The organism is Bartonella birtlesii IBS 325, from assembly GCF_000273375.1.
GTDB classification, from domain to species: domain Bacteria; phylum Pseudomonadota; class Alphaproteobacteria; order Rhizobiales; family Rhizobiaceae; genus Bartonella; species Bartonella birtlesii.
Window position 1 is genome coordinate 469,383 of record NZ_CM001557.1, and the last position, 20,628, is coordinate 490,010.

Genomic DNA, 20,628 nt, shown 5'->3' on the forward strand with positions numbered 1-20,628 from the left:
AGAATCCCATGGTCACAGATAGGCTAATATTAGCATCCCTTAGTTTTTATCGTGCACAATTATTGAAAAAAGCTGGTTTAAGTTTTTTTACTGAAGCAGCTTCTTTTGATGAAAGAGAAATAGAAAAAACAGGAAAAACAAAGACTCCTAAAGAGCTCAGCTGTTTTCTTGCAAGTGCAAAAGCAAAAAATGTTTCCGACCGTTTTCCTGGTAACTTAGTTATTGGTTGTGATCAAGTACTTGATTTAAGAGGAAAAGTTTTACATAAAGTCACAAATAGTAAGGAAGCATATCAACGTTTACGTGATTTGTCAGGAAAATCCCATTCTCTTCATAGTGCAATAGCTTTATTTCAAAATGGCCAAGAAATTTGGACAGAAGTTTTTAGTGCGCATATGTTGGTGCGCCCTCTTTCATCAGAGTTTATTGAACGTTATTTATCGCGCGTGGGAACAAATGTTTTTAACAGTGTAGGAGTCTATCAAATTGAAGGAGAAGGAATTCATCTTTTTGATAAAATTGAAGGAGATTTTTTTACAATTATTGGTTTACCTTTATTGCCCTTACTTATAAAACTGCGTCATTTAGGGGTTATTGATGGTTAATCTAACAATAAAGCATGAAAAAATAGATTTTCCACGTGCCTTTGTTGTTGGTATTCCTATTCATCATTCAAAATCGCCAAAAATACATAATTTTTGGCTTAAACAATATGATCTACAAGGCGAATATATCGCACAAGAAGTAAGATCTGAAGAATTTAGGGATTTTTTCAGATCTCTAAAAAAGAGAGGGTTTTGTGGGGGTAATGTTACACTACCCCATAAACAGGAAGCTTTTCATTTGGCAAATTATAAAGATGATGTAGCAACAATGATTGGTGCTGTTAATACGCTTTGGTATGAAGGAGATAAACTTTGTGCCACAAATAGTGATGCTTACGGTTTTAGTGCTAATCTTGATGATTTTGCTCCTGATTGGATAGGAGAAACGGCAGTTATTTTTGGTGCAGGTGGTGCTGCACGCGCTGTCCTATATTCCTTAAAAAAACGTGGATTTGAACGTATTTGCTTATTCAATCGTACAAAGAGGCGTGCAGAAGATTTAGCGCAGCATTTTGGAAAAACTATTGAAGTTTGTGACTGGCAAAATATACATGAAATACTTTATCAGGCTGATTTGATTGTTAATACAACTTCTTTAGGTATGATAAATCCTCATGAGAAAAAAAATGATTCTTTTTTTTGTGATTTTTATAACGCGAAGACAACAGCATTGGTGACAGATATTGTTTACACACCATTGGTAACACCTTTTCTACAACAAGCAAAAACGCATGGTTTAAAAACTGTTGATGGACTGGGTATGCTTTTGCATCAAGCTGTTGTAGGTTTTGAACGATGGTTTGGAATAAGACCACAAGTTACAAAGGCACTACGAACAGCAATTTTAGAGGATATGGGTGAAGAAAAAAGATGAAAATCGTAGGATTGACTGGATCAATTGCTATGGGAAAATCAACAGTCGCTGATTTTTTCAAACAAGCAGGTATTTCTGTTTTTAGTGCTGATGATGCAGTACATCAGCTTTATAAAGATGAACCAGTAGTATCACTTATAGCACGTGCATTTCCTAGTGTCATTGAAGATAATAAAATTAATCGCTTAAAGCTTTCTAAAATTTTATTAAACAATCATGATAAATTACAAAAATTAGAAAAAATAATTCATCCTCTAGTACAAGAAAAAGAAAAAGAATTTATTGAGAGAGCACACAGAGAGGAAAAAAAATTAGTTATTCTTGAGATTCCACTTCTTTTTGAAACAAAGAGTGAAAAACGTGTAGACAGTGTTATCGTTGTCTCTGCTCCACGAACAATACAAAAAGAGCGTGCGATGATTCGCCAAAATATGAATGAAGAAAAATTTGCCTTTATCAATGCGAGACAAATGCCTGATAAAGAAAAACGAGAACGTGCTGATTTTATTATTGATACAGGGAAAAATTTAGAGAATACACGTGAGCAAGTTTATTACGTGATAAAAAAGTTACTAAAGAATTAAAGTCATGCGTGAAGTTATTTTTGATACAGAAACAACAGGTTTAGATAAAGAGAAAGATCGCATAATAGAAATCGGTTGTGTAGAGATGGTTGATCGTTATCTTACAGGGCGCCGATTCCATGTTTATTTGAATCCACAAGGCATTATTATTCCTGATGAAGTTGTAGCGATTCATGGATTGACCAATGAACGCTTAAAGAATGAAAAAAACTTTAGTGATATTGCTGATGAGTTTTTAGAATTTATTAATGGCGCAACAATGATTGCTCATAATGCAAGCTTTGATATTGGTTTTCTTAATGCAGAATTAGGACGGGCGAATAGACCACTTATCAGTGTTGATAACATTCTTGATACATTGGCTATGGCACGGCGTAAGTTTCCTATGGGACCGAATTCACTTGATGTTTTGTGCAAACGTTTTGGAATTGATAATAGTCATCGTGTTCTTCATGGCGCTTTACTTGATGCAGAGATTCTTGCCGATGTTTACATCGAACTCATTGGTGGCAAGCAGGGGGTATTAGGTTTTAATAAAAAGCAGGGAGATGATGAAGATTCCAAAAATGACAAAGATGCTCTCTATGCGGTTAAATCCCGTCCACAAGCCTTAGCTCCAAGATTAAGTGCACAAGAAAAAAGTCTGCATGCTGATTTTATTAACAAAATGGGAGAAAAGGCTTTGTGGAATGATTTCGAAATTCCTGAGTAAAGAATGCAACCTTTTTCTTTAAATCTGGGAAGAATAAAATCTCTAAAAACACTGCCCTTAAAAAATACGGTCGTTGTGGGGAGGGGAACACCACAACGACCATGTCGCCACATAGTACCTCAGCTATCATAGGAGGAGCAAAATGAAAGCTATTATATCCTGTAACAGCAAAGAAAAGCTCTAGGTACCAAATATAAATTGCAACGACTTCATACCTTATGAAAAGAAAAAATGGCTTTTTAGAGGCAGCTTGATAAATTTTATTATAAGAGCAAAAAAATATTTGAGAGAGAATTATTTTTAGGCAGAAATGGAGAAGTGAAATTGTCATGAAAGCAACAGATCATCTTTTTTTGGTTGATGGGTCGGGCTATATTTTTCGTGCTTACTATGCTTTACCGCCTTTAAAGCGCAAAAAGGATGGTCTTCCTGTAGGAGCTGTCGCTGGTTTTTGTAATATGCTATGGAAATTACTCTGTGATGCGCGCAATACAGCTACTGGTGTTGTTCCAACGCATTTTGCTGTTATTTTTGATTATTCATCCGATACATTTCGGAAACAAATTTATCCACAATATAAGGCAAATCGTGAGATACCTCCTGAAGATCTTATTCCACAATTCGCATTAATACGCCAAGCAACAAAAGCTTTTAATTTGCCTTGTATTGAAGAGGAAGGATTTGAAGCGGATGATTTAATTGCTACCTATGCAAAATTGGCAACAAAGGTTGGAGCAAAAACAACAATTATTTCTTCTGATAAAGATCTTATGCAACTCGTAAATACGCATGTATCTTTGTATGATAGTATGAAAGATAAACATATTGGTATTTCCGAAGTTATAGAAAAATGGGGTGTCGCACCTGAAAAAATGGTTGATTTGCAGGCTTTGATTGGAGATACAACAGATAATGTGCCAGGTATTCCAGGTATTGGTCCAAAAATCGCTGCCCAACTGCTGGATCAATTTGGTTCTCTTGATCTTTTATTACAGCGCGTGGCAGAAATTAAGCAAACAAAACGGCGTGAAAATATTCAAAATTATAGTGAACAGGCAAAAATTTCTCGTGAACTGGTGCGTCTTAAAACAGATGTGCCTATAGACAATAATTTAGACGATTTTATTTTGGAACCCCAAGATGGTCCACGCTTAATCGCTTTTCTTAAAACGATGGAATTTACGACATTAACACGTCGTGTAGCAGAGGCAACGATGTGCGATGCAGCAGTAATTGATGCACTTGATATAGATGTTGAATGGGAAAAGCCTAAATATAAGAACGATTTTGATATAAAAGATGTTAATAGTACACTCTCACATAATTTTTCTGAAAATTCTCCACAAAGCTTAGCGGAAAAGTGCAAAGGTCAAGCACTAACACAAAAAATTACAAGAGATACTTATACAACTATTCTTGATGAAGAAGTTTTGAAAGATTGGTTATGGAAAGCAGAAGAACAAGGCTTTTTTGCTTTTGATACTGAAACAACTTCACTTGATCCACTACAAGCAAAGCTTGTTGGTTTTTCATTAGCATTAAAGCCGGGAAAAGCAGCTTATGTGCCTCTTGAACATGTTGAAGGGGAAGATGATCTGTTAGGAGGAGCGCGCATTGTAGGGCAGATTGAACCCCAGAAAGCTTTAGCACTTTTAAAGCCGATATTAGAAAATCAAGCAGTTTTAAAAATTGGCCAGAATATAAAATATGATTGGTTAGTGATGAAGCAAAAGGGCATTGTGATACGTTCTTTTGATGATACCATGCTTTTGTCCTATGTTTTGGATGCTGGATCTTTAACCCATAATATGGATGATTTGTCTAAACGTTGGCTTGGACATACACCGATTGCCTACAAGGATTTAACGCATAACGGAAAAAAGATCACTTCTTTTGCAAAGGTGGATTTGAAACAGGCAACTCTTTATGCGGCTGAAGATGCTGATGTAACGCTGCGTTTGTGGCAAGTTTTAAAACCACAACTTGTATCTCAAAGGATGACAAAAATTTATGAACGTTTTGATAGGCCGCTAATAGAAGTACTCGCGAGAATGGAAGAACGTGGGATTCTTGTTGATAGGCAGATTTTATTGCGTCTTTCAGGAGAATTAGCGCAGGCTGCTTTGATTCTAGAAGAGGAAATTTATCAGCTAGCTGGTGAGAAATTTAATATTGCTTCACCAAAGCAATTAGGTGATATCCTTTTTGGCAAAATGAGATTACCCGGAGGTGCTAAAACCAAGGGTGGACAGTGGTCAACTTCTGCACAGACTTTAGAAGAATTAGCTGCTGAAGGCCATGTTTTACCGCGTAAAGTCATTGATTGGCGCCAGCTTGCAAAGCTAAAATCTACTTATACAGATGCTTTGCCCTCTTATATTTTGCCAAAAACAGGGCGAGTCCATACAAACTACTCTTTGGCAACAACATCAACAGGGCGGTTATCATCATCAGAACCAAATTTACAAAATATTCCTGTACGGACCGCTGAAGGGCGTAAAATTCGCACAGCTTTTATTGCTCCAAAAGGACATGTGTTACTTTCGGCCGATTATAGTCAGATTGAATTGCGTATTCTTGCGCATATTGCCGATATCACGGCATTAAAAGAAGCTTTTGCTAAAGGGCAGGATATTCATGCTATGACGGCATCACAAATGTTTGGCGTTGCGATAGAGGGGATGGATTCAGATATACGGCGTCGTGCAAAAGCAATTAATTTTGGTATTATTTATGGCATTTCAGCATTTGGATTAGCCAATCAATTGGGATTTTCACGGCAAGAAGCAGGGCGTTATATTCAACTCTATTTTGAAAGATTTCCAGGAATTAAAGACTATATGGAGAAAACAAAAATCTTTGCACGTCAGAATGGGTATGTAGAGACAATTTTTGGACGTCGTATTCATTATCCAGAAATAAAAGCAACGAATCTACAAGTTCGTTCTTTTAATGAGCGTGCTGCTATTAATGCACCGATTCAAGGGTCAGCAGCAGATATTATTCGCCGTGCCATGATTCACATGGAAGATGCTTTGCAAAAAGAGAAATTATCAGCAAAAATGTTGCTACAAGTGCATGATGAACTGATTTTTGAGGTACCAGAAGATGAAAGTGAAAAAACCATGGTTGTTGTTAAAAAGGTCATGGAAAATGCTGCAATGCCTGTTCTCTCTTTATCAGTACCCCTTGAAGTAAAAGTCATGATTGCAAAAAATTGGGATGAAGCACATTAATCTTTTTCAGTTATTTGTTTTGAATAATAGCTATTGCATTGGCAAGATCAAGATAGGCTTTAATAGGCAAATGATCGGAGGCAACGCGTGCAAGCGATGAGTTGTGATTTTCAATATTTTTCACTAACTGATGGGGAAAAGCAAAAATTCTATCAAGAGCCAAAAAAGGAAAGCGAGAAGGAAAGCTTGGTACAGTTCCAAGTGTACTATCAAAATAGGGAGAAAAATGCTTTAAAGAAGAGCCTTTTCCCCTCCGCCATTCATTAAAATCCCCAACGAGGAGTGTAGGCATAAGGGGGCGTTTTTGCAGAAGTGCAAGGAGTGTTTTTGTTTGTTGATTACGAGAATGACGTAATAAGCCAAAATGAGCGGCAATGATACGTATAAGGCCGATTTCCATTTCAAACTCTACAATCACAGCGCCACGCGGCTCAATGCCAGGAAGAGTGACTTGTAAGATATCGCGTACATGTCCTTTTCGCAAAAAAAGAGCGTTACCATGCCAGCCATGCCCTTGAGGCGACATGGTATTCAAAGGCACTGGAATCAGGCCTGTTTTGCTTTTTAAAAGTTGAAGATCAATCAAGCCAACGCGTTCACCAAAACGTTTATCTGCTTCTTGAAGTGCAAGAATATCAACTTGTAGTTCAGTAATAACATGGACAATACGCGTAGGATTAAAAATTTTGTCAACACCTACGCATTTATGAACATTATAAGAAGCAACGGTAAGATCGTAATGAAGGTTTTGATTGGTTTTATTTGACTGATGACAAAAATTATTATCACCTGTCTTTGCAAGAGAGCTATGGAGTTTTTGTTGTATAAGTGCAGAAAATCGAGAAAATCTCTGCTTATAAGGCATTTTTGTCATTTTATTAAGCAAGTACACTAACAAGAAAAAAGAACAAGCCTTGTGTTTAAAAAACGCTAAAAACAAAAAGACCTTGCTCCTTTTAAGAAACAAGGTCCCTCAATTAAGTGATAATTTTCGCAATTAATCACGATTCGAGCCGAGAAATTGCAATAAGAAAACAAACATATTAATAAAATCAAGATAGAGATTCAAAGCCCCCATAATAATTTTACGTCCTTTTGCATCGCTTTGATCTCCTTCATAATACATTAACTTAATATTCTGTGTATCGTAAGCTGTTAAACCAGCAAAAATAAATATACCAATCACAGAGATAGCAAACTGCAAGGCAGTTGATCCAAGAAAGATATTCACAAGCATAGAAAGCATCAAGCCAATCAAACCGATGCAAAAGAATGAACCCATCGCCGTGAGATCACGCTTTGTTGTGTAACCATAAAGTGAAAGAGCACCAAAAGACGCTGCGGTAATAACAAAGGTCTGCACAACACTTTCCGTGGTATAACGCAAAATAATAGAGGAGAGTGAGAATCCAACAAGAGCAGCGTATCCAAAAAAGAGGCTACGGGCTGCACTTGTACTCAATGTGTTTATTTTGAAACTAAGGAATAAAACCGCTACAAGTGGTGCAAACATAACAATATAAGAAAGTGGCGATGTATAGAATGTTACTCCAAATGAAGTCAAATAAACACTACTATTGATTTGAGCGGCTGCCTGGCTCATATCTGTTGTCGTTGCTAATGATGCAACTGCATAAGCAGCAGCGGCTGTAATAAGCAAACCAATGGCCATTGTATTATAAACGCCCAGCATATAGCTGCGCAATCCTAGATCAATTGATGCATCGGCACGAGAAACAGATGCCGAACGTAAATTTTTGAAATCAGCCATAATATAAAGTCCTTTAGTATATGTTCCGCCAGATTTTGGAGTTTAAAAGAATATCTGTATATTGTAACAGCACTTTATGTATAAACCTTTACTTGGTACATACAAACAACTCCAGGCGCCGCTAGCGGAATTCCAGCATACCTCCCTCTATTATGGGGATTTATTTTAAAATTACAAGAGACTTATCTTGGCAAGAAACCTTACAAATTGGTAAGGAATAAGCTTATTTTGAGTAAAATCATGAAGTTTACTTATGCGAAGGGAAAAGTTTAAATGATAAGTTTTTGTTTCTTTATAAAGAATATGAAAAACGTAATGCAAAATCTATAAATACGAATCATCATTTTTCTTAATGAGATTACGCTTCTCACATCGAACAGCATTATATTGCACATTTACGCGTTTGTTTTAAAGAGACATTTCTTTGCTTTAGACTCTTCAACCTATCTCACCCCAGTGCCCATATAATGAAGTGCCCAATTTATAATATAAAAAATAATATAATGGTAAAGCCATTGCGCATCGCCTATTTACGCTTATCTTGTATCACATAAGCAAATAATTTCATTTTATTTCTCTCTTTGTGAAAATGGACGATCAGAATGGCGCTTTGCTTTTATCCAGATGCGCAATTCGTCGATGAGGATAGCAATGACACCAAATGTGATAAAACTATCAGCAAGATTAAAAATAGCAAAGGAGAAAACATCGCCGATATGAAAGAGAATATAATCAGTGACATGGTGAAAACGAATACGGTCAATAAGATTGCCGATTGCTCCACCAATGATGATGGTAAGACCAAAACGCGTTAAAAATCTATTCTGCGCCGTGCTTTTCCATAACCATAAAAGGAAAACAATAATAGCAAGCGTTATGGCAATAAGTCCCCAGTGAGAAAAAGAAGAAAAAAACGAAAACGCAATACCAGAATTACGCACATGGTAAAGGGAAAGAAAAGGAAGAAGCGAATTTGCTGTTCCAAGGAGCATATTGTGTATAATCCAGTATTTGACTGCTTGGTCAAGTCCTACTGTAACGATCAAGCCAAGAAGAAAAAAAAGCAGTGATTTACGTGTCATATTTTAGTCTCACATGGTTCTAGTGTTAAATAAGGACGACGAATTTCATAAAGCATGATAGCTGTTGCTATTGCTAGATTAAGTGAGTCGGCGCATCCGCTTTGAGGAATACGCGCAAGTTTATCACAATGATTTGCTAGAATATCTGATAGCCCCTGTTCTTCATTTCCCATAAGAAGTATAACAGGACCATTTTTGAAATCAATGCTACGGTAATCGGTAGGTCCTTTAAGATGTGTGCCAACAATCATGGCTTTAAAGTGATCAGACCAATTTAAAAAATCACTTTCATCACAACGATAAAGTGGTATAGAAAAAATCGATCCCATCGTTGCTCGGACTGTTTCGGGTGAAAAAGGATCTGTTGTCTCACCAATCAAAATAACGCCTTTAGCACCTACGGCATCAGCAGTACGAATAATGGTGCCAAGATTTCCAGGATCACGCACCCGATCAAGTGCAACATAAACGTCTTTGACTTGCTCTTTGATCATTTCAAGGGGATGCCACTGTTGTTTGAAGATACCAATAACTGTTTGCGGATTATCCCGCCTAGTAAGTGATTCCATCACCTTTTGTGAAGCTTTAATGACAAAACCGCCATTGGCTACAGTATATGCAGCGGTGTTTTCAATAGCGGTATTACCAATTTTGCTTTTAGAAAAAATCAGTGTTTGTATTGTCCAGCCAAGATTGAGAGCATTAATCACCAATTTCAGTCCTTCTGCCATGAAAAGACCTTCCCGATTTCGGTTTTTCTTCTGGCTGAGTGCACGAAGGTCTTTGATGATAGAATTGCTAAGAGAGGTGATTTCTTTGACCTTTCCGATTTTTGATATACACATATTCAAGCAATCCAACGACTAAAAAGAGAAGTAGAAAGGGCACGTTGCGTGGTTTCTTCACGTAAGATTAATTCTCCTGATTCGACAATACCACCAAAATTTATCAATTCATCACGCATGAGAGTGTGAAGTGTATAGAAAGAAGCACGAATAGAATAAGCAGTAAGTACAATCGCAAGAGGTTTATCAGAAAGCAGCTTACGACAATTTGTAATCATGGTGGATAAATGATCAAATAATTGCCAAATTTCTCCATGAGGGCCACGTCCATAGGCAGGAGGATCAAGAAGAATCATATCATAGTTTTTTTTACGACGCAGTTCTCGTTCGACAAATTTTACAGCATCATCGCAAATCCAACGAATAGGGTAATCTGATAATCCTGCTCTTTCTTGATTTGTTTTAGCCCAAGCGATAGCTTTTTTAGAAGCATCAACATGTGTAACATTTGCACCCGCACGTGCACCAATCAAAGAAGCGATACCCGTGTAGCCAAAAAGGTTAAGCATTTTAATCGGACGTATAGCTTGCGTAATTTGTTCTTCCATAAAGCGCCAATGGGCATCTTGTTCAGGAAAAACACCCACGTGACGAAAAGAAGTAAAACGGCCTAGAAAAGACAATCCATTCCAAGAAAGAGGCCAAGTTTCACCAAGCGGTTTTTTAGGAAAATGCCAACGACCAACACCTTCTTCATCTCTGTTACCAGTGAAAATGGCATCAACATCTTCCCATTTCTTTTGTGATAAAGCAGGTTTCCATAAGGCTTGTCCCTCTGGTCGAATAATGCGGTAAGCTCCATAACGCTCTAATTTTTGTCCATTACCAGAGTCAATAAGAGCATAATCTGCACTTGCCCCTGTTTCTAAAATAACAGGTAATTTTTCCTGCGGATATCTATTGTTGTGGTAAGATTGAAAACATTTTGCAGGCATATAGAATATCGCGATACGGGTGTTGTTATAAAGCTCTCGAATTTTTTGTAAGAGTGTAAAGCCCCAGAGTCAATTAGGGTATGTACAGGAAAAAAGAAAAAGAGCAGTTTTTATTCTATATTGAATACACAAAAAAACTTTCACACACATTTATACCATATCTGTGATTGATTTTTTTAATTTTTCGAGTTCCGCATTACTCTTTTTAAGGGCTTTTTTGCATTTATGATATGCAAACCAATTGCTTAAGCTTCCCAATAAAACGCCAAGACCAAAAAAAATAAAGAGCCATATAAAAAAAGGAGCGTGATAAGTAAAATTTTCTGAGTTTGTCTGAAAAAGATCAAGCGTCAAAGTAACCATTTGACGATTAGCTACAATAAAAGCAACCAAAAGCGCTGTAGGAATCACCAAAATAATTATGAAAAGGATACGTTTAAATGTCATAAATTTACTCATTGGTTAAGTCGATCACGCAAATCCTTGCCAGTTTTAAAAAAAGGAATCCATTTTTCTTCAACCGCAACTGCATCACCTGTTCGTGGATTACGGCCGTTGCGAGCTGAGCGGCTTTTGACAGAGAAAGCACCAAAACCTCGAAGTTCTACACGATTGCCATTTGCAAGTGCTGTTGAAATTTCCTCAAAAATAGCGTTCACGATATTCTCTACATCACGTTGAAAAAGATGTGGATTTTGACGTGCAATAATCTGTATAAGCTCTGATTTAACCAAAATAGCCTCACTTTCACACCAAAAAAGGTTTTCTATAGTTTTCTATAATTGTGCATTTCATCCATACACATTACAATATACAAATGAATAAGAATAAAACCAAGAAAAAACAAATTTACAAGAAACAAAATTTGAAAATACCTTTTATAGAGGTTATACAGATTGAAAGACACGGAACATTTAAGAGATTAGGGAAGTATGTCCGTACATAATCATTATAAAGTCTTTTCAACGCAATCCCCTTTGGCTGATGTTTTTAAAAAAGCATCTCGTCATTCGCGTTGGATTAGCATATTAAAATTTTTTTTACCTCTTGCTGCATTGTCTGTAGCATTCGTTTTTTGCTGGTTTACATTTTTTTTGCTCCCACTGCTTCTGAACCTATAGTTTTGGATAATGAAGAGGAAGGAATAGCCAAATTGACAATGCTCAATCCCAAGTTAGAAGGTTACACACGCGCTCATGAACCTTATTGGCTTAAAGCAGAAAGGGCATTTCAAGATCGTACACATTCTGGAACAATTGGTCTTAAAAACATTACAGCTGGAGCATTTGTTGGCAAACAGAAACGGGTTTTTCTTGATGCACAAGGGGGATTTTATGATAATACGAATGGTTATTTACAGTTGGATAAGCCCTTCACCATTACGACCAATGATGGAATGGTTGCACAATTTATGACAGCAAATATTAATTTATCCGAGGGGCATTTAAATACAAATAGACCTGTCAATATTCAGCGTGCAGGTTTACAGCTTGCAGCAAATGCTTTGCAAATTCGAGAAAAAGGACAAAACATATACTTTCATGGTGGCGTGCATTTAGTGATTGGTCAGCCATGAGATTATATCAATTACAAATCTTAAATGATTTTTATAGCAGTGTAGATGTCTGTGAATAGAAGAATTGTGAGAAATGATGAGATGAAGCTGAGGGGATTATATAAAAAATGGATGAAGGCTTCTTTGGCTTTGAGTATTGGAATACTAGGATTTGAGACAGTTTTTGGATATGCTGAAAGTGCTCATTTTGGTATTAGTTTATCAAATGACAAAGAACCGGTAGAACTTTATGCAGATTCTTTAGAAATACGTGATAAAGAGGGAATAGCGCTCTTTCGGGGTGATGTTTCTGTGGTTCAAGGTAAAAGTCTTTTGCGAACAGCAAAATTGATCGTTTACTACGATAAGATGCGTAAAGGAGCAGAGAGAGTTCAAGCAGAGACAAAGGCATCATCACCTGCTTGGTTTGGTTCGACAGGTGTTCAGAAAATGGAAGCTTTAGGAAAAGTTTATATAAAAATTGCTACACAAATCGCTACGGGGGATAAAGGTGTTTTTGATGGTAAGTCAAAAATAATGCGCTTAACAGGGAAGAATGTTGTGTTAACAGACGGTGATAATGTGGCGACAGGGTGCGCACTCACAGCAGATATGAAAAACGGCAAAGCTTTTTTAGAAGGTTGTGAAACATCTGAGAAAAAGGGTCGTGTTTCCATCATTTTTAAACAAAGTCAAAAGAATGGCCATTAAGATTTCATGTTTGGAATCAAAAGAAAAAAACAGACGGATAGAGATGATTCAGCAAGTGAAGCTTTAAGAAAACGCTTAAAAGGGACTTTAATTGCCAGTCATTTGATGAAAATTTACCGTGGAAGGCAAACGATTAAGGATGTTTCTTTTGGCATTCGTACTGGAGAGGCTGTTGGCATTTTGGGTCCCAATGGTGCAGGAAAAACGACTTGTTTTTATATGGTTACAGGTCTCATGAAATCTGATGGAGGATCCATTAGAATTGATGGATTTGATATAACACATCTTCCTATGTACAGACGTGCTCGTTTAGGTATAGGCTATCTTCCCCAAGAAGCTTCTATTTTTCGTGGTCTTTCGGTAGAAAATAACATTAAAGCTGTTTTAGAGATTGTAGAGAAAGACCGCTTCAAACGGCGCGAAGAGTTAGATGCACTTTTACATGAATTTAAAATTGACCATTTACGAAAAATGTCTGCCCTTTCTTTGTCAGGAGGGGAGCGTCGGCGACTCGAAATCGCACGTGCTTTAGCTTCTCGCCCCAATTTTATGTTGCTTGATGAACCATTTGCAGGAATTGATCCTATCGCTATTTTTGATATCCAGCAGCTCATTCGTCATTTAACGAGGCGTGGGATTGGTGTTTTGATAACTGATCATAATGTGCGCGAAACATTGGGGCTTGTCGATCGTGCTTATATTATTCACGCTGGGCAAGTATTAGTTCATGGTTCTCCTGACGATATTATCAACAATGTTGATGTGCGCAGAATTTATTTAGGAAATCAATTTTCTCTCTGATTATGTTTTCATTTACGCTTAAAGAGATCAACATGATGAGCATAAATAGTGACCTATGTCCTTACGTTGATGTAACCAAACATATTTCACAGAAAAAATATGAAATTTAATTTGATTCTTCATAAGTTATTATTTGTATACATTTTATCATAGAATTAAAGATAAGAGCCATTCTTTATACAGAGACTGTGACAGTTTTGTTAAAAGCATTCAATGAATAAGGAGATGTTGGAGATATTATTGGTAGGAAAAAGGAAATTTAGTTGGGATAGACAATAAGATTTTTTCAGGAGAGTATGTTTATAATACTATTTTTAAAAGGCACCTTATTTTGTGCTAAAATTTTTTATAATAAACAGTGGAAAAAGAATTTCATCAAGATGAAATTGTCTCATTATTGGATGTGTTTAGTTTGCTTTTAAGGGTAACATAAAAAAAGATATCACTAGATTAACCTAACAATGAATGATAGACGAGGCTATAAATAAATGCACGTTTTGTTGGAAGGTATAGGGATATTCATAATATTTTTCTTTGTTAAATTAAACAAACATATCAATGATGCTGCTTCGGATATTTTTATGGTAGTACCCATGGATTATGTTGCGGTTATTAAATAGAATTTATGATATTTTGTTGGTTTGCATTGCGCATTTAAAAGCGGGTGCATGACCTTGGATGTTGAACCCAATACGTAAGCCCTTTTAAAGTAACCATCGAATGATTTAATGCCTTTAGATTGTTGTAATCAGGTAGCACTCAAGCTACACAGAAATTGTCAAAGTAATGTACCATTTTGTTTCGATACTCTTCTCATTTTATGGAAGCCAGTTTTTAAAAGTAAAGAGGAAAGTCTGATGAAAAAGTTGCACACCAACTTTTATACTGGAAAGCTCCAGAAATTTATAAGTGATTGGCGTTGTCACGTATCATAGGAAAATTAAATTTATGGACAACGTCAATTCTGTGTTTTCTTATGCTGTTAATTAGGAGTTGAATGACTATTTATTGTTGCGCTGAGAGCAATATGAGATGAATAGAATCATCACCCATTATAAATTGGAAATAAAGTCACATGTGATGATGCGAGAAAGTGAAAGAACTTTAGAGAACACCGTTTACAAGTTTGTAGGTGAGCATTTGAGCATGTAAAAGGAAAATTAAAGTATGAATTTGAGTGAGTTAATTGCACCGGAAGCAATTATTCCGGCTCTTAAAGCGAATTCGAAGAAACAAGTTTTGCAGATTTTGGCCGAAAAAGCTGCTGAGCTTACAAATCTTAGTGAACGTGTAATTTTTGATATTGTTTTACAACGTGAAAAACTGGGTTCAACGGGCCTTTGTGGTGGCATTGCAATTCCTCATGGAAAATTGCCAGAGATTGACCGAATCATTGGTATATTTGCGCACCTTGAAAACCCAGTTGATTTTGAAGCTCTCGATGACGAGCCGATAGATCTTGTTTTTCTTTTATTAGCACCTGAAAATGCTGGTGCAGACCATTTGAAAGCTTTATCACAAATTGCGCGTGTTTTACGCCATAGTGATGTCGTTCAAAAATTGCGCAACACCCATGATGCCGATGAACTTCATACTTTATTGATTCAAAATTCAGAATCGAATGCAGCTTAAAAGATGATGTTGTGTATGATTGCGGATCATGCACAACAGATATGAAATAACAATGCAGTACACATTTAAACAGCTAAAAATATTCCCCCTAAAATGGTTTTTTGTAAGAACTAAAAATAAAAGAATTTCTGGCTTTTGTTATTTTTCTCTACAAAGCATTTATTATTTTATGCTGTGAAGCACTCTATGATTTGGGGATAGCTTATGTGATTTTTTGTAAATTGAGCTATTTAAGGGTGGATTTTGCTTAAAACAGTAACTCTTTTAAAGAGCCAATATTAAACGACAATTTTATACGATAAAATCATAGACTTTAGATTGGGCACAAGGCTTGTATGCATCTATAAGCGTTCCATAGGGTTTAATGAAAAAGTCCTTTAAAAACGATTAGAGACAGGGGTTAGGAATGACTGTGGAAAAAAGTTAAATTTTTTGTATATTCATGACAGAGAAACAATACGGTTAAACTCGTGTAGATTGCTGAAATTACTTTAAAAATTTACAATAAAATAGGAAAGCGTATGATGGGAACAAGTGGTTTCAAAGGAGGCAAAGTTATCTGCGGTTACTGATGCTGTTTTTTTTGTATTTAAAGCTTTTAAAAGCGTAAGAGAGATGGCATCTCTACAAAGTTGAGTCCGCATAGAAGCATTATCATTCGCAAAAGAAGAGAGAATTTTATGATTTTTGTTAAAGCAGATGGTCGGATATGTTAGCATATGAATGGTTTTCAAAGAACTGTGAAATTTAGAGTATTTTTTTTATGGTGTGCTTTCCGATTTGCTGCAAATTTATTACGGTAAAAGAGCATAGTTTATTTCTTAAGAAGGTGATGGTATATTTAGGCTTTATTTTAAATTCTAATTGCTTAAAGAGATGTTGTTTGTATGAAAAACAAATTTGGTTGTATAATATCAAAATATTGTTTTTTAGCCTGGTTATTGAATAAAAAATTCATACTTTGTAATAATGAGAGGGTTAAAATTAAAAGGAAGAAACTATTTTGGTTAATATGAAATATTTCACTTGTTGAAAGGATGGGGACAACGACATTAAGGCATCAACGAGTTTTTGTTGAGCTTTTCAATGAAGAGAATCTTGTTAGAGACTAAAGAAGTGAGCTAAATGAAGATGTTTGAAAAGACTGTTATTGCTGTATCTGTAATGGTTTTGGTTATTACCGGAGAAGCATGTGCACAAACGCCAAGCCGTTTAAATCAATTTGAAGCTTGGGGAACCTATTCTTATAAATCGTCCAAAGACACAATTTGCTATGTGTTGTCAGTACCTTTACAATCTCTTCCCACAACGGTTAATCATGGTGATAATTTCTTTTTGGTGACCAAGCGTTCTCATTCGCCTGTCTCCTTTGAACCGCAATTCATGGCAGGTTATACACTGAAAGAAGGATCAAAAGTTACTGTGATTATCGGAGATAAGGATTTTGATTTTTTCACAAAAGATTCATCAGCTTGGTTGTCTTCATCAGAGTTAGAAAAGCAGCTTGTTTCTGCTATGCGTGCTGGAATGAATATGACAGTGAAAGCTCTCTCAAAACGGGGAACTTCTACTACCTATACTTATTCTTTAAAAGGGGTTACTGCTGCATTGAATGCAGCAGAGAAATGTCATTAAGGTCTCTATAACCCTGAATTATGATGTAAATTGGAAAACAATGGCCATTTCCTACGACCTTAGACCAGTTGGACTATGTTCATCACGGGAAACAAATAATGTTACCGTTAAAGAGGATTCTAAACTCTCTTTAATTGGTTTATCACAAGATGAAATGGTGCAAGCTTTAAAGGCAATTGGTATACCAGAACATCAAACGCGTATGCGTGTCCGTCAGCTTTGGCATTGGCTTTATGTGCGTGGTATTTCAAATTTTGATGAAATGCGAAATATTTCTAAATCCATGCAAGAAATGCTTAAAAGCCATTTTTCTATTGCGCGTCCAGAAATTATTGGCGAACAAATATCAAAAGATGGCACACGTAAATGGCTTTTGCGTTTTCCAGCGCGTGGAGCAGGAAGACCTGTGGAAATTGAAACGGTTTATATCCCTGAAGAAGGGCGTGGGACTTTATGTCTTTCATCTCAGGTAGGGTGTACGTTAACCTGTTCTTTTTGTCATACGGGAACGCAACTACTTGTTCGTAATCTAACAGCCGAAGAAATTTTGGCACAATTACTGGTCGCACGTGATTGTTTGGGTGATTTTCCTAATAAGGATACACCTGACGGGGCAATTGTTCCCGTTGAAGGGCGCAAAATCACCAATATCGTGATGATGGGGATGGGGGAACCACTTTATAATTTTGAAGCAGTTAAAAAAGCTTTATTGATTGCTTCCGATGGAGAAGGGCTTTCTTTATCAAAACGCCGGATTACACTTTCAACCAGTGGGGTAGTGCCTGGAATTATCCGAACAGGAGAAGAAATTGGCGTTATGTTAGCCATTTCACTCCATGCGGTGCATGATACACTTCGGGATATGCTGGTTCCTATCAATAAAAAATATCCACTTACTCTGCTTATGGATGCGTGCCGTCAATATCCTGGTCTCTCCAATGCAAAACGAATTACATTTGAATATGTTATGCTGAAAGACATCAATGATAGTTTGGATGATGCTAAACGATTGATACAATTGCTAAAAGATATTCCAGCCAAGATCAATTTAATTCCCTTTAATCCATGGCCGGGGAGTAATTATCAATGTTCTGATTGGGAACAAATTGAACGTTTTGCTGATGTTATCAACAAAGCAGGCTATGCTTCGCCTATTCGGGTACCGCGTGGACGTGATATTTTAGCTGCATGTGGTCAACTTAAATCGGTTTCAGAGCGTTTACGTAAATCTGAACGTTTGCGGTTAGAAAATGCTGTAGACAGCCAGTAAACCTAATTTTCAGTTATAAGAAGATGGAGAGCAAAACTGGTAAAAGCACCAGCGATAAACCAATTAAAAAAGCGCATATAAAGGGGATTTTGATTAAGACTTTTGAAAAGTTTATGCGCCATGAAGACCGTCGAAATTGTAATGGGAAGAGAAATAGGAATATAAGAAAACCCTAAGATGAGCAACTTTTGCGTTGCCATAGGATCATTCGCATTAATAAACTGCGGCAAAAAGGTTACATTAAAGAGAATAACTTTGGGATTTAAAAGATTAATTCCAATACCAGCAAGATAGTTACGCTTAGAGCTCTTATATTTAGATGGCTCTTGTTCAATAGAAAGTGTTGAGTGTTTACGCAATGCTTGAATGGCAAACCATAAAAGGTAAAAAGCGCCAGCAATTTTAAGAAAAACAAAAGCACGCGGTGAAGCGAAAATAAGAGCAGATAAGCCCAGTGCCACACCAGTTACTTGAATGGCAAATCCTGTTGCGCTTCCCAGAGCACACATAATACCAGCTTTTTTGCTTTGTGTAATAGTTCGTCCTATAGAGAGCATCATATCAGGTCCTGGAATAAGTGCTAAAATCAACGATGCCACAGAAAATTGTATTAAAATAGGCCATTCAGGAAAAAATGACATATAAACCTCTTTATTATTGTGTAAAAACACTCAAATAATCCACATTTCTCACGAAAATGCTTCTTTACACTTTCTTGTATTTTTTTGCATCTTTTAAATCTTATTCAAAGAGAATTTATTTTTATTGTTTGCGTAATTTTTAATCTTTAAATTCAAGAAAAACACATACAATGGAATTTTAAAATGAAAAAGTGGCAAAATATTAGAAAAGTTGTTTTAGCTTATTCTGGGGGCTTAGATACGTCTATTATCCTTAAATGGTTGCAAAGTGAATGGGGCGCTGAAGTTGTAACCTTTACAGCTGATTTAGGGCAGGGGGAAGAATTAGCTCTCGCGCGTCGTAAAGCAGAAATACTGGGTGCGAAAGAAATCTATATTGAAGATTTGCGTGAAGAGTTTGTGCGTGATTTTGTCTTTCCAATGTTTCGCGCTAATGCCGTTTATGAAGGGACCTATCTTTTGGGAACGTCAATAGCGCGTCCACTCATTTCAAAACGCTTAATTGAAATTGCTAAGGAAACGGGTGCAGATGCAATTGCCCATGGGGCAACAGGAAAAGGCAATGACCAAGTACGCTTTGAACTTTCTGCCTATGCTCTTAATCCTGAAATCAAAATCATTGCTCCATGGCGTGATTGGGATTTTAAGAGTCGAACAGATTTGATTAATTTTGCACATGCCCATCAAATTCCTGTAGAGAAGGATAAACAAGGAGAAGCGCCTTTTTCGGTTGATGCAAATTTATTGCATTCGTCATCAGAGGGAAAAATTTTAGAAGATCCGGCAATCCCTGCTCCTGAATATGTGCATATGCGGACTCTTTCGCCGGAAGCGGCTCCAGATCAAGCAACTATAATCACTCTTGGTTTTAAAAAAGGTGATGCTGTTTCGATTAATGGAAAAAGTTTATCTCCTGCAAATTTACTTGCTGAATTAAATAATTATGGACGCGACAACGGTATTGGTCGGTTAGATTTGGTAGAAAATCGTTTTGTTGGTATGAAATCACGAGGCATTTATGAGACACCGGGAGGAACCATTCTTTTAACGGCGCACAGGGCAATAGAATCTTTGACATTGGATCGGGGGGCGGCACATTTGAAAGATGAATTAATGCCGCGTTATGCAGAACTCATTTATTATGGTTTTTGGTTTTCACCTGAACGCGAAATGTTGCAGGCGGCTATTAATTTATCTCAAGAAAATGTTGAAGGTGAAGTAACATTAAAGCTTTATAAGGGTAATGTAATTGTTGAAGGACGCCAAAGCAAAAAGTCACTCTATTCCAGTAAATTAGTGACTTTTGAGGATGATGAAGGTGCCTATAACCAAAAAGATGCGGCAGGTTTTATAAAATTAAACGCCTTGCGTTTGCGCACACTAGCAGCACGTTCATTAGAATGTAAATAAATGAATTACATATCCCATTTATAGTATAACAAGTAGAGGATTTTTTTTGTATAAAATGCCTTATTTTGTCATTTTTCTAATTTATTGATGTTTGCGAAGTGTTTTGTTGTCCGTTTTTTTGTTTAATGCTAGAAGACTTTTTTCTTGCTGATAAGTATAATAAACAAAACCTAGAATAACAGCAATTAAAACACCAATAACCAAAACGAGCAAATTACATATCCATAATATTTATACTTCGTTGATATAAAAAATAAAAGAAAATACAAGAAAAAGAATAGGGCAAAATCTAGTCATAATAAGAGAATGATAAAAAGATTTTTGGCAGC

At 36.5% G+C, this 20,628-nt stretch carries 20 protein-coding genes and 1 pseudogene; 12 read left to right on the top strand and 9 right to left on the bottom strand.

Annotated features, from left to right (window positions below; all coding sequences use genetic code 11):
• Positions 1-8 precede the first annotated feature (8 nt).
• The 5 genes from QWU_RS02505 (at position 9) to polA (ending at position 6,011) form a co-directional block, all read left to right on the top strand.
• Positions 9-605, top strand: a complete 597-nt coding sequence (locus QWU_RS02505; protein ID WP_006589963.1) for a Maf family nucleotide pyrophosphatase — start codon at positions 9-11, stop codon at positions 603-605.
• Positions 598-1,479 carry a shikimate dehydrogenase gene (locus tag QWU_RS02510; RefSeq protein WP_017196128.1) on the top strand — a complete coding sequence of 294 codons (882 nt, stop codon included), beginning with the start codon at positions 598-600 and terminating at the stop codon, positions 1,477-1,479. Before QWU_RS02505 ends, QWU_RS02510 begins: the two co-directional genes overlap by 8 nt.
• Entirely contained in the window at positions 1,476-2,063 is a 588-nt protein-coding gene (gene coaE, locus QWU_RS02515; RefSeq protein ID WP_006589965.1) for a dephospho-CoA kinase, read from the top strand. Before QWU_RS02510 ends, coaE begins: the two co-directional genes overlap by 4 nt.
• A gap of 4 nt (positions 2,064-2,067) precedes the next feature.
• Positions 2,068-2,775 carry a DNA polymerase III subunit epsilon gene (gene dnaQ / locus QWU_RS02520; RefSeq protein WP_017196129.1) on the top strand — a complete coding sequence of 236 codons (708 nt, stop codon included), beginning with the start codon at positions 2,068-2,070 and terminating at the stop codon, positions 2,773-2,775.
• Positions 2,776-3,104: 329 nt separating this feature from the next.
• Positions 3,105-6,011, top strand: a complete 2,907-nt coding sequence (gene polA, locus QWU_RS02525; protein ID WP_006589967.1) for a DNA polymerase I — start codon at positions 3,105-3,107, stop codon at positions 6,009-6,011.
• Between the two features lie 10 nt (positions 6,012-6,021).
• Here the strand turns inward: polA and QWU_RS02530 are convergent, their stop codons facing one another.
• From QWU_RS02530 to ihfB, 7 genes are all read right to left on the bottom strand, one after another.
• Complete coding sequence (locus QWU_RS02530) at positions 6,022-6,885, bottom strand: endonuclease/exonuclease/phosphatase family protein (RefSeq protein WP_026017273.1); 864 nt, start codon at positions 6,883-6,885, stop codon at positions 6,022-6,024.
• A 123-nt stretch (positions 6,886-7,008) separates the two neighbouring features.
• Positions 7,009-7,782 carry a Bax inhibitor-1/YccA family protein gene (locus tag QWU_RS02535; protein ID WP_006589969.1) on the bottom strand — a complete coding sequence of 258 codons (774 nt, stop codon included), beginning with the start codon at positions 7,780-7,782 and terminating at the stop codon, positions 7,009-7,011.
• Positions 7,783-8,351: 569 nt separating this feature from the next.
• Positions 8,352-8,864: a signal peptidase II gene (gene lspA / locus QWU_RS02540; RefSeq protein WP_017196130.1), complete on the bottom strand. Its 513-nt coding sequence runs from the start codon at positions 8,862-8,864 to the stop codon at positions 8,352-8,354.
• Positions 8,861-9,709, bottom strand: coding sequence for a TrmH family RNA methyltransferase (locus QWU_RS02545; protein ID WP_017196131.1), 849 nt, complete (start codon positions 9,707-9,709; stop codon positions 8,861-8,863). The genes lspA and QWU_RS02545 overlap by 4 nt, the downstream gene beginning before the upstream one ends.
• A gap of 2 nt (positions 9,710-9,711) precedes the next feature.
• Positions 9,712-10,644 carry a class I SAM-dependent methyltransferase gene (locus tag QWU_RS02550; protein WP_006589972.1) on the bottom strand — a complete coding sequence of 311 codons (933 nt, stop codon included), beginning with the start codon at positions 10,642-10,644 and terminating at the stop codon, positions 9,712-9,714.
• A 150-nt stretch (positions 10,645-10,794) separates the two neighbouring features.
• Positions 10,795-11,091, bottom strand: coding sequence for a LapA family protein (locus tag QWU_RS02555; RefSeq protein ID WP_006589973.1), 297 nt, complete (start codon positions 11,089-11,091; stop codon positions 10,795-10,797).
• 8 nt (positions 11,092-11,099) lie between these two features.
• On the bottom strand, positions 11,100-11,378 hold the full coding sequence (gene ihfB / locus QWU_RS02560; RefSeq protein ID WP_006589974.1) for an integration host factor subunit beta: 279 nt from the start codon (positions 11,376-11,378) through the stop codon (positions 11,100-11,102).
• A gap of 198 nt (positions 11,379-11,576) precedes the next feature.
• On the opposite strand from ihfB, the pseudogene lptC reads away from it, so the two are divergent.
• From lptC to rlmN, 6 genes and pseudogenes are all read left to right on the top strand, one after another.
• Positions 11,577-12,220: pseudogene (lptC, locus tag QWU_RS08955) on the top strand (LPS export ABC transporter periplasmic protein LptC).
• 81 nt (positions 12,221-12,301) lie between these two features.
• Positions 12,302-12,910, top strand: a complete 609-nt coding sequence (locus tag QWU_RS02570; protein ID WP_026017274.1) for an LptA/OstA family protein — start codon at positions 12,302-12,304, stop codon at positions 12,908-12,910.
• A gap of 6 nt (positions 12,911-12,916) precedes the next feature.
• Entirely contained in the window at positions 12,917-13,711 is a 795-nt protein-coding gene (lptB, locus tag QWU_RS02575; protein WP_006589977.1) for an LPS export ABC transporter ATP-binding protein, read from the top strand.
• 1,167 nt (positions 13,712-14,878) lie between these two features.
• A complete protein-coding gene (ptsN, locus tag QWU_RS02585) occupies positions 14,879-15,343 on the top strand; it encodes a PTS IIA-like nitrogen regulatory protein PtsN (protein ID WP_006589979.1) in 465 nt (154 codons plus the stop codon).
• A gap of 1,131 nt (positions 15,344-16,474) precedes the next feature.
• Positions 16,475-16,978 carry an invasion associated locus B family protein gene (locus QWU_RS02595; protein ID WP_006589980.1) on the top strand — a complete coding sequence of 168 codons (504 nt, stop codon included), beginning with the start codon at positions 16,475-16,477 and terminating at the stop codon, positions 16,976-16,978.
• A gap of 40 nt (positions 16,979-17,018) precedes the next feature.
• Positions 17,019-18,248, top strand: a complete 1,230-nt coding sequence (gene rlmN / locus QWU_RS02600; protein ID WP_006589981.1) for a dual-specificity RNA methyltransferase RlmN — start codon at positions 17,019-17,021, stop codon at positions 18,246-18,248.
• Positions 18,249-18,250: 2 nt separating this feature from the next.
• Here the strand turns inward: rlmN and QWU_RS02605 are convergent, their stop codons facing one another.
• On the bottom strand, positions 18,251-18,889 hold the full coding sequence (locus QWU_RS02605; protein ID WP_006589982.1) for a LysE family translocator: 639 nt from the start codon (positions 18,887-18,889) through the stop codon (positions 18,251-18,253).
• A gap of 183 nt (positions 18,890-19,072) precedes the next feature.
• Between QWU_RS02605 and QWU_RS02610 the strand changes: the two genes are divergently transcribed.
• The gene (locus tag QWU_RS02610; protein ID WP_006589983.1) at positions 19,073-20,299 is read left to right on the top strand and encodes an argininosuccinate synthase; all 1,227 of its coding nucleotides are present in this window, start codon (positions 19,073-19,075) and stop codon (positions 20,297-20,299) included.
• Positions 20,300-20,380: 81 nt separating this feature from the next.
• On the opposite strand, the gene QWU_RS10475 is transcribed toward QWU_RS02610, so the two are convergent.
• Positions 20,381-20,512: a hypothetical protein gene (locus QWU_RS10475; RefSeq protein WP_017196137.1), complete on the bottom strand. Its 132-nt coding sequence runs from the start codon at positions 20,510-20,512 to the stop codon at positions 20,381-20,383.
• Positions 20,513-20,628: the final 116 nt, after the last annotated feature.

Coding starts and splice junctions, on each gene's coding strand:
- QWU_RS02505 (WP_006589963.1), top strand. CDS start 9: ATGGTCACAGATAGGCTAATATTAGCATCCCTTAGTTTTTATCGTGCA.
- QWU_RS02510 (WP_017196128.1), top strand. CDS start 598: ATGGTTAATCTAACAATAAAGCATGAAAAAATAGATTTTCCACGTGCC.
- coaE (WP_006589965.1), top strand. CDS start 1,476: ATGAAAATCGTAGGATTGACTGGATCAATTGCTATGGGAAAATCAACA.
- dnaQ (WP_017196129.1), top strand. CDS start 2,068: ATGCGTGAAGTTATTTTTGATACAGAAACAACAGGTTTAGATAAAGAG.
- polA (WP_006589967.1), top strand. CDS start 3,105: ATGAAAGCAACAGATCATCTTTTTTTGGTTGATGGGTCGGGCTATATT.
- QWU_RS02530 (WP_026017273.1), bottom strand. CDS start 6,885: ATGACAAAAATGCCTTATAAGCAGAGATTTTCTCGATTTTCTGCACTT.
- QWU_RS02535 (WP_006589969.1), bottom strand. CDS start 7,782: ATGGCTGATTTCAAAAATTTACGTTCGGCATCTGTTTCTCGTGCCGAT.
- lspA (WP_017196130.1), bottom strand. CDS start 8,864: ATGACACGTAAATCACTGCTTTTTTTTCTTCTTGGCTTGATCGTTACA.
- QWU_RS02545 (WP_017196131.1), bottom strand. CDS start 9,709: ATGTGTATATCAAAAATCGGAAAGGTCAAAGAAATCACCTCTCTTAGC.
- QWU_RS02550 (WP_006589972.1), bottom strand. CDS start 10,644: ATGCCTGCAAAATGTTTTCAATCTTACCACAACAATAGATATCCGCAG.
- QWU_RS02555 (WP_006589973.1), bottom strand. CDS start 11,091: ATGACATTTAAACGTATCCTTTTCATAATTATTTTGGTGATTCCTACA.
- QWU_RS02570 (WP_026017274.1), top strand. CDS start 12,302: ATGAAGCTGAGGGGATTATATAAAAAATGGATGAAGGCTTCTTTGGCT.
- lptB (WP_006589977.1), top strand. CDS start 12,917: ATGTTTGGAATCAAAAGAAAAAAACAGACGGATAGAGATGATTCAGCA.
- ptsN (WP_006589979.1), top strand. CDS start 14,879: ATGAATTTGAGTGAGTTAATTGCACCGGAAGCAATTATTCCGGCTCTT.
- QWU_RS02595 (WP_006589980.1), top strand. CDS start 16,475: ATGTTTGAAAAGACTGTTATTGCTGTATCTGTAATGGTTTTGGTTATT.
- rlmN (WP_006589981.1), top strand. CDS start 17,019: ATGGCCATTTCCTACGACCTTAGACCAGTTGGACTATGTTCATCACGG.
- QWU_RS02605 (WP_006589982.1), bottom strand. CDS start 18,889: ATGTCATTTTTTCCTGAATGGCCTATTTTAATACAATTTTCTGTGGCA.
- QWU_RS02610 (WP_006589983.1), top strand. CDS start 19,073: ATGAAAAAGTGGCAAAATATTAGAAAAGTTGTTTTAGCTTATTCTGGG.